The following is a 9000-nucleotide window of genomic DNA, read 5'->3' on the forward strand; positions in this document are numbered from 1 at the left end:
CCCTTTGGGTGATTCCGGTCAGATGAGTCCTGTAGTTGCACGCACAGGCTCATGGCACCCGCTGCTGTTCGACTGACCAGTCACCGGGGCTGAGGTGGATAAAAACAATTACTGATTAATAAGTGAAATCGATTTATCGTATTTCCAAAATAAGCTCAGCTTGTTACTGGAGATTCCCATGTCGGTTTCCCACGCCCAGCTCAAAGCCTTCCATGCCGTGGCGGTCCATGGAAGCTTTACCAAAGCCGCCGAGCGACTTTTTCTGACGCAGCCGGCGATTTCCGACCAAGTGCGCAAACTCGAAGAGCGCTATGGCGTTTTGCTGTTTCACCGCAACAAGCGCTCGGTACGCCTGACCGATCTGGGTGAACGCCTGCTCAGCGTGACCCAGCGGCTTTTTGTGATTGAGGCCGAAGCCCAGGAGCTGTTGCAGGATTCCCAGGCCTTGCAGACCGGCAGCCTGATTCTGGCGGTGGATGCGCCGGTGCACGTGCTGCCGCAAATTGCCCGCTTCTGCGAACGCTACCCCGGCATCAGCGTGAAGATCGAAACCGGCAACACCGATGAATCACTGTTTCGCCTGTTCAACTATCAGGCGGACCTGGCGTTACTGGGCCGCGACGTCAGCGATGAACGCCTGATCTCCCTGCCCCTGCGTAACGACCCGATGGTCGCATTCGTGTCGCGCAATCACCCGTGGGCCGACCGCGAATCCATCACCCTCGCGGACCTCGACGACACACCACTGGTGCTACGGGAAATCGGTTCGGTGACCCGGCAGACCCTGGAAGAGGAAATGGCCGGGGCCGGGTTCCGCATTCGCCCGGCCATTCAGGTTGAAGGCCGGGAGGCCGCGCGGGAAGCGGTGGTGGTTGGGATTGGGGTGGGCGTGGTTTCGGCTGCCGAGTTTGGCGCGGACTCCCGGGTTTGCGCGCTGCCGATTATCGATTGCAAACGACGGCTGACTGAAACCCTGGTGTGCCTGCGCGAGCAGAGTTCGCGGCGGGTGGTGGCGACGTTTCTGCAGATGGTTCGCGAGAGTCTGGTGTAGGCAGGTCCGGCCCCTTCGCGAGCAAGCCCGCTCCCACAGGTTCAGCGTGATCCCTGTGGGAGCGGGCTTGCTCGCGAAGGCCGCGTCTCGGTCTACCTGACGGGCGCCAGCCCGAAAAACGCCTGGATCAAGCGCAAATCCCGTCGCCGCTCCATGCACCCGATCATGTGCCGGTTAAGCAACCCCTCGCCAATGATCGGCACCGCCGCCACTCGCGGGTCGTGGCTGACCTCCACCGAAGACACCACCCCAACCCCCAGTTCGGCGGCCACCGCCTCGGTCACCGCTTCGCGGCTGTCCAGTTCCAGCAACACCCGAGGATTGACCCTGGCCTGGGCGCAAGCCTCATCGAAGGTGCGCCGGGTAATCGAACTCGGTTCGCGCAGTACCATGATCACCTGATCCAGCTCCTTGAGCTGCACGCCTTTGGTCTTCTGCGCCCAAGGATGGCCCTCGGGCACCAGTGCGCAAATCCGTGACTCGTTCAGCGCCTGCAGGTGCAAGCCCTTGCGCGGCTCGACCTCGGTCAGCACCGCCACATCGGCATGTTCGGACAGCAGCGCCGCCAGAGTTTCCTGGGCGTTACCCAGGCGCAGGTTCACCGTGATCCCCGGATAGCGCGCGCGCAGGCTGGCGAGCATCGGCATGACCATGTGCGGACCATCCGCCGCCACCTCCAGACGCCCCGTCAGCAATTGCCGGTTGGCTTCGAGCATCACCTGCGCCTCTTCGGCCAGGCCGAACATCGCCCGGGTGATGGCCGCCAGCTTGGTGCCCTCCTCCGTCAGCTCCACTCGTCGGGCGGTGCGGCGCAGCAAGGTGATCTGGTAGTGCTCCTCCAGGGCCTTGATGTGCCCGGTAACCGCCGGTTGGCTGATGAACAGCCGCGCCGCCGCCCGGGTAAAGCTGCCCTCCCGGGCCACGGCATCGAAGGCGCGCAGCTGAAACAGGTTCATGAATAACCCTCACTGATGGCTGGCATAACAATAAACAATTTGATTGATAACACGGCAAATTGCAATTTAAGCCCCGTAGCTTCATCCCATCGATTGCGAGGACACGAGAATGAGTACTGCCGAACCCATCCTGCTCACCCCCGGCCCATTGACCACTTCGGCCCGCACCCGTCAGGCGATGATGGTCGACTGGGGTTCATGGGATGACCGTTTCAATCAACTGACCGCCAGCCTCTGCGAGCAACTGCTGGCGATCATCAACGGCGCCGCCACCCACCATTGCGTACCCCTGCAAGGCAGCGGCACCTTCGCGGTCGAGGCAGCGATCGGCACGCTAGTGCCTCGCGATGGCAAGGTTCTGGTACTGATCAACGGTGCCTACGGCAAGCGCCTGGCGAAAATCTGCGAAGTGCTGGGCCGCTCCTTCAGCACCTTCGAAACCGCCGAAGACGAACCGACCACCGCCGCCGACGTCGACCGTCTGCTGCGCGCCGACACCGGCATCACCCACATCGCCCTGATTCACTGCGAAACCAGCACCGGCATCCTCAATCCGCTGCCGGAGATTGCCCAGGTCGTGGCGCAACACGGCAAGCGCCTGATCATCGACGCCATGAGCTCCTTCGGCGCGCTGCCGGTGGACGCGCAACAGGTGCCATTCGACGCCCTGATCGCTGCGTCGGGCAAATGCCTGGAAGGTGTTCCGGGCATGGGTTTTGTCTTCGCCCGCAAGGAATCCCTGGCCAGCGCCGCCGGTAATTCGCACTCGTTGGCGATGGACCTGCAGGACCAGCACGCCTACATGGCCAAGACCGGCCAGTGGCGCTTCACCCCGCCGACCCATGTGGTCGCCGCACTGCACGAAGCCCTGCTGCAATACAACGAAGAAGGTGGCTTGCCGGCGCGGCACGAACGCTACGCCGCCAACTGCCAGGCATTGATGGAAGAGATGGGCAAGCTGGGACTGCGCAGCTTCCTGCCGGCGGCTATCCAGGCGCCGATCATCGCCACCTTCCACGCCCCGAATGATCCGCGCTACCAGTTCAAGGAGTTCTACGAACGGGTCAAGGCCAAGGGCTACATCCTCTACCCCGGCAAACTGACCCAGGTCGAAACCTTCCGCGTCGGCTGCATCGGTCACGTCAACCCGGCGCAAATGCGCGAAGCGGTGGCAGCGATTGCTGAAGTGTTGCGCGAGATGGAAGTGCTCGAGATCTAACCCACACCGCAATTCTCTGTGGGAGCGGGCTTGCTCGCGAAAGCGGCATATCAGTCGACATCATTGCTGAATGTCAGACCGTATTCGCGAGCAAGCCCGCTCCCACAAAAAAGCAACCCATCATTAGCCAGTTGCCACAGGACTTGATCACCATGAACTACTCCAACCCAAGCAAACTGCAAGCCGCCATCCTCGACTGGGCCGGCACCGTGGTCGACTTCGGCTCCTTTGCCCCGACGCAGATTTTCGTCGAGGCGTTCGCCGAGTTCGACGTCCAGGTGTCCATCGAAGAAGCCCGAGGCCCGATGGGCATGGGCAAGTGGGACCACATCCGCACCCTGTGCGATCTGCCGGAAGTTGCCGAGCGTTATCGCAAAGTGTTCGGCCGCACGCCGACCGACGATGACGTGACCGCCATCTATCAGCGCTTCATGCCGCTGCAGATCGAAAAGATCGCCGAGCACTCGGCGCTGATTCCAGGTGCGCTGGAGACCATCGCCAACCTGCGCCAGCAAGGGATCAAGATCGGCTCCTGCTCCGGCTACCCGAAACAGGTCATGGACAAAGTGGTCGAACTGGCCGCGACCAACGGTTACGTGGCCGATCACGTGGTCGCTACCGACGAAGTGCCGAATGGTCGCCCATGGCCTGCCCAGGCACTGGCCAACGTCATCGCCCTGGGCATCGACGATGTCGGCGCGTGCGTGAAGATCGATGACACCGTACCGGGCATCCTCGAAGGTCGCCGCGCCGGCATGTGGACCGTTGCGCTGATCTGCTCCGGTAACGCCCTGGGCCTGGACTACGAAGGTTATCGCGCGCTGGGCAGCGACCAACTGGACAGCGAGCGCAAGCGCATCCACGCGATGTTCGACAGTTCGCGCCCGCACTACATGATCGACACCATCACCGACCTGCCGGAAGTGATCGCCGACATCAACAAGCGCCTGGCCAACGGCGAAATGCCGCAATCGAGCTAAAAAACGCCCCCCTGTAGGAGCGAGCTTGCTCGCGATGAGCTCCAGGACACCGCTGGGTGTCAGGCTGCCGGCGTCATCGTTGACGACCATCGCGAGCAGGCTCGCTCCTACAGGGGATTTTCTGTGTATTACCGAATCAGAGCATCCAGCGACCATTCGCCTCAGGCAAACCCGGTGAAACAGGATTACAGTTAAGGCACACCGTCGGACAAGAACGGTGGCTTTAAACCGGACCTCTGAGGAACACCGTATGCCGTGGAAGAACTCTGCCTCGCGCTACAGCACCGTATCGATAACGCTGCATTGGTTGATGCTGGTCCTGCTGGCACTGGTTTACGCCTGTATCGAGTTTCGCGGGATGTTTCCCAAGGGCAGTGGCGGGCGCACGCTGATCGTCGAATCTCACTTCATGCTCGGCCTGACCGTATTCGTCCTGGTCTGGCTGCGCTTGTTCGCACGCAGTCTCGGCCCGGCGCCACAGGTCTTCCCGGCCTCGCCGCGATGGCAAACGACGCTGGCCAGGTTGATGCACTGGGCGCTGTACATTTTCATGATCGTAACGCCCATTCTCGGGTGGCTGGTCACCAGCGCCAAGGGCAATCAGGTGATGTTCTACGGTTTCGACCTGCCGATGCCAATAGCGGAAAACAAGGAGCTGGGCAAACAACTCCAGGACTGGCACGAGCTCGGCGGCACTATCGGCTATTGGCTGATCGGCCTGCATGCAGTGGCCGCGCTGTATCACCATTACGTGGTGGGCGATAACACCTTGCTGCGGATGATGCCAAAAAGCGTAAACCGCGATACCTGAGGCCACTGAATGCCAATGTGGGGGCGGACTTGCTCCCACACTGGATCGCAGCGCCGCTCAGTTTTTTGAACTGAATCCCCGCCACCCCTGCAAGCCGCCGGTGTGAACGAAGATCAGCCGCGTGCCACGGGCAAACTTTCCCGCCTCGAGTTGCTGCTTGAGTGCCAGCAGCGCTTTGCCGGTGTACAGCGGCTCCAGGGGAACGCCGCTGGCCTGCTCGGCCCTTTCAATGAAATCGAGCAGAAGCGGATCGACTTTGGCAAAACCGCCACGGCTGGCGTCGAACAGTTCATAAACCGGATCGGCGATAGCGGCCTGCTGCACGATACTCTCGACCTGCTGCGCCACCCCGTGATCGCCTGGCACCGCCAGGGCACCGTACACCGGATGATCCCCGGCCTCCGCAAGCACCAGGCCGGCCAGCGTCGTGCCGGTTCCGCAGGCCAGCCACCAGCCGTCGTAGTCGCTCCAGCCCAAGCCCTGCAATTGTGCGCAAACAGCGGCCCGCAACTGCATGCAACCCAGGGCGCCAGGCAAACCTCCCCCCCCTTCAGGCACCGGATGCAACGTCGGGTAGCGTGTCTGCCAGGGTTGCCAGAAACCCGCTTCATGCCTTGCGCGATAACCGGCATAGCCCAGCCAGTGCAACTGCATGCCGAACGCCTGCAAGTCGTTGACCGTCGGGGTTTGCTGAGGATGGCCGCGCAACAGGCCGACAGTGGAAAAACCGAAACGCTTGCCCGCCGCTGCCAGCGCGTGAAGGTGATTGGAGTGCGCGCCACCCAGGCTGATGATGCCTTCGGCACCAGCGCGGTCGGCGATCCTCAGGTGTTCGATGAACTTGAACCATTTGTTGCCGCTGATCAGCGGGTCGATCTGGTCCAGGCGCAGGACCGCCAACTCGATGCCGGCGTGAGCGAGCCAGTCGAGGTGAAGGGGTTCGAGGGGGACTTGAGGAAGCCAGTTGTCAGGAGGAGAAAGCATGATGCCGGATCATTGGAGTGATCCGGCATCTTAGCAGCACCTTTGTGGCGAGGGGGCTTGCCCCCGTTCGGCTGCGAAGCAGTCGTATTAGGGCCGCTTCGCGTCCCAACGGGGGCAAGCCCCCTCGCCACAGGTTTTGTGAACAGCCTGATTACGTGAATTACAACTGCGCCGCCAACCGCGAACCCTGATTGATCGCCCGCTTGGCATCCAGCTCTGCCGCGACATCCGCGCCGCCGATCAGGTGCACGCTCTGCCCCGCCGACACCAGACCGTCATGCAACTCACGCAGCGGATCCTGCCCGGCGCAAATCACGATGTTGTCCACTGGCAGCACCTGCGGCTCGCCGGTTTCGCCAATGCGAATGTGCAGGCCTTCGTCGTCGATCTTCAGGTATTCAACGCTGTTGAGCATCTGTACCTGCTTGTTCTTCAGGCCGGTACGATGAATCCAGCCGGTGGTCTTGCCCAGGCCGTCGCCAACCTTGGATTTCTTGCGTTGCAGCAGGAACACCTCGCGAGCCGGCGCATGGGGCGTGGCCTTGATACCTGCGACACCGCCGCGCGCTTCAAGGTGCGTATCGATGCCCCATTCCTTCCAGAACGCGGCACGATCCTGACTGGTGGCGACGCCTTCATGCACAAGGAACTCGGAGACGTCGAAACCGATACCACCGGCACCAATCACCGCGACACGCTTGCCGACCGGCTTGCGCTCCAGGATCACATCCAGGTAGCTCAGCACCTTGGTGTTTTCCACACCTGGAATGGCCGGCACGCGCGGCGCAATGCCGGTGGCCAGAATGATCTCGTCGTAGCCGCCCTCGACCAGTTGCGCCACATCGACGCGGGTGTTCAGGCACACCTCGACATGGGTGGTCTGCAGCTTGCGGTTGAAGTAGCGAATGGTCTCGAAGAACTCTTCCTTGCCCGGCACCCGCTTGGCAATGTTGAACTGACCGCCGATTTCACTGGCCGAATCGAACAACGTCACCTGATGGCCACGCTCGGCGGCCACGGTCGCGGCGGACAGACCGGCCGGGCCGGCACCGACCACGGCGATTTTCTTCAATTGCTGCACAGGCAGGTAGTTGAGTTCTGTTTCGTGGCAGGCACGTGGGTTGACCAGGCAGCTGGTCAGCTTGCCGCCGAAGGTGTGATCGAGGCAGGCCTGGTTGCAACCGATGCAGGTGTTGATCTCATCGGCGCGGCCTGCAGCGGCCTTGTTGACGAAATCCGGGTCGGCGAGGAACGGCCGCGCCATGGACACCATGTCGGCATCGCCCTCGGCGAGGATCTGCTCGGCCACTTCCGGCGTGTTGATGCGGTTGGTGGTGATCAGCGGAATATTGACCGAACCACGCAGCTTGGCCGTGACCTTGCTGAACGCCGCGCGCGGCACTTTGGTGGCGATCGTCGGAATCCGCGCTTCGTGCCAGCCGATACCGGTGTTGATGATGGTCGCGCCGGCCTGCTCGATGGCCTTGGCCAGTTGCACGATCTCGTCCCAGCTGCTGCCGCCTTCGACCAGGTCGAGCATCGACAGGCGGAAAATGATGATGAAGTTCGGGCCGACCGCTTCACGCACCCGGCGAACGATTTCCACTGGCAGGCGCATGCGGTTTTCGTAGCTGCCGCCCCAGCGGTCGGTACGGTGGTTGGTGTGGGCGGCGAGGAACTGGTTAATGAAATAACCTTCGGAGCCCATGATTTCCACGCCGTCGTACTCGGCGGTTTGTGCCAGTACCGAGCAGGTGACGAAATCGCTGATCTGCTTCTCGATGCCCTCCTCGTCCAGCTCCTTGGGCTTGAACGGGTTGATCGGCGCCTGGATCGCACTCGGCGCGACCTGTTTCGGGCTGTAGGCATAACGACCGGCGTGGAGGATCTGCATGCAGATCTTGCCGCCTGCATCATGCACGGCACGAGTGACGATGCGGTGTTTCAGCGCTTCCTCTTCAGTCGTCAGCTTGGCCGCGCCGGAATACACGCCGCCTTCATCGTTCGGGCCGATACCGCCGGTGACCATCAGGCCGACACCGCCACGGGCACGTTCGGCAAAGTACGCCGCCATGCGCTCGAAACCACCCGGCTTCTCTTCAAGGCCAGTGTGCATCGAGCCCATCAGGGTGCGATTGCGCAGCGTGGTGAAACCCAGGTCCAGCGGAGCCAGCAGGTGCGGGTATTGAGCGGCGGTCATCGGTAACTCCACATCGATCGATCACGGAAAGTGCAGGAGCTCTACGGCCCCCATCATTCATGTTCGACAGACTAAGAGCCGTGACGCCATGGCTCAATGACCGTAAATGACAACTTATTGATCAAAATGTGCAGCCCCTGACGGCATGTCCGCTATCTGCGGTCAAACTCAAAAGCCGAAGTAGATAAATGCCGTAATGGCCGCCATACCCCACGCGACCAACGCCATGACAGTTGAGTTTTGCGGTAACTGAAATTCGCTGGATTGCTGTAAATCGGGCTTCGAATGACCAGCCTGGTCATAGTAGCCATACCGGATTGCCCGGTAGGTATATCCAAGACTGACCAACAAAAACAGAGTGATCAGGCCAAGCACAAGTCCACGCCTGATAGCCGGTTTAGCCAATGCTGCAAGGTGTTCCTGCTCGCAAGCAACGCTGTTGAGTTGCACGATGGTAATTCGTTGATAGTCGGTCGAAGACCGCTTATGCCCAATCTGGATCGCCGCCTGTTGTTCCAGATCCAGCGCCTGATACTTCCAAAGCGTCGACGATCCTTTTCGGCAGAAGGTAAACGCGGCAGGATTTGAAACGGAGATGATGCAAGCGTCGTTGATATCCAGTTTTTTCAGGGTTTCCTTGGCCGATCGGGTGAAGTCCAGATCGAACACCGAAGCAGCTCCGAGGGCAGAAGCCGTTACCGAAGCCAACAGGCTGATCAAGAGGCAGGTGGCTGAAATGTTCACGGCCGAATTCCCCCTTTTTCATTTTTTGATTTCGCAGCTCGGTTCCAGCCTGCTT

The 9000-nt window shown here is 61.1% G+C and carries 8 protein-coding genes; 4 read left to right on the forward strand and 4 right to left on the reverse strand.

The annotated features are described in order from the left end of the window. Positions 1 to 178: 178 nt before the first annotated feature. Entirely contained in the window at positions 179 to 1051 is an 873-nt protein-coding gene (locus tag QMK54_RS20970) for a LysR family transcriptional regulator (protein ID WP_110660817.1), read from the forward strand. A gap of 92 nt (positions 1052 to 1143) precedes the next feature. Here the strand turns inward: QMK54_RS20970 and QMK54_RS20975 are convergent, their stop codons facing one another. Beyond that, positions 1144 to 2007 carry a LysR substrate-binding domain-containing protein gene (locus QMK54_RS20975; RefSeq protein WP_320401269.1) on the reverse strand — a complete coding sequence of 288 codons (864 nt, stop codon included), beginning with the start codon at positions 2005 to 2007 and terminating at the stop codon, positions 1144 to 1146. A 109-nt stretch (positions 2008 to 2116) separates the two neighbouring features. Between QMK54_RS20975 and QMK54_RS20980 the strand changes: the two genes are divergently transcribed. The 3 genes from QMK54_RS20980 (at position 2117) to QMK54_RS20990 (ending at position 5017) form a co-directional block, all read left to right on the forward strand. Next, positions 2117 to 3226: a 2-aminoethylphosphonate--pyruvate transaminase gene (locus tag QMK54_RS20980; protein WP_110660815.1), complete on the forward strand. Its 1110-nt coding sequence runs from the start codon at positions 2117 to 2119 to the stop codon at positions 3224 to 3226. Between the two features lie 152 nt (positions 3227 to 3378). Then, positions 3379 to 4206: a phosphonoacetaldehyde hydrolase gene (gene phnX, locus QMK54_RS20985; protein ID WP_223589070.1), complete on the forward strand. Its 828-nt coding sequence runs from the start codon at positions 3379 to 3381 to the stop codon at positions 4204 to 4206. Between the two features lie 250 nt (positions 4207 to 4456). Then, positions 4457 to 5017, forward strand: coding sequence for a cytochrome b (locus QMK54_RS20990; RefSeq protein ID WP_110660813.1), 561 nt, complete (start codon positions 4457 to 4459; stop codon positions 5015 to 5017). 57 nt (positions 5018 to 5074) lie between these two features. Here the strand turns inward: QMK54_RS20990 and QMK54_RS20995 are convergent, their stop codons facing one another. The 3 genes from QMK54_RS20995 to QMK54_RS21005 form a co-directional block, all read right to left on the reverse strand. After that, on the reverse strand, positions 5075 to 6001 hold the full coding sequence (locus QMK54_RS20995) for a 1-aminocyclopropane-1-carboxylate deaminase/D-cysteine desulfhydrase (RefSeq protein ID WP_320401270.1): 927 nt from the start codon (positions 5999 to 6001) through the stop codon (positions 5075 to 5077). A gap of 160 nt (positions 6002 to 6161) precedes the next feature. After that, the gene (locus QMK54_RS21000; protein WP_320401271.1) at positions 6162 to 8201 is read right to left on the reverse strand and encodes an NADPH-dependent 2,4-dienoyl-CoA reductase; all 2040 of its coding nucleotides are present in this window, start codon (positions 8199 to 8201) and stop codon (positions 6162 to 6164) included. Positions 8202 to 8369: 168 nt separating this feature from the next. Then, on the reverse strand, positions 8370 to 8945 hold the full coding sequence (locus QMK54_RS21005; protein ID WP_320401272.1) for a hypothetical protein: 576 nt from the start codon (positions 8943 to 8945) through the stop codon (positions 8370 to 8372). Positions 8946 to 9000 lie beyond the last annotated feature (55 nt).

Source organism: Pseudomonas sp. P5_109, assembly GCF_034009455.1.
Lineage (GTDB): Bacteria > Pseudomonadota > Gammaproteobacteria > Pseudomonadales > Pseudomonadaceae > Aquipseudomonas.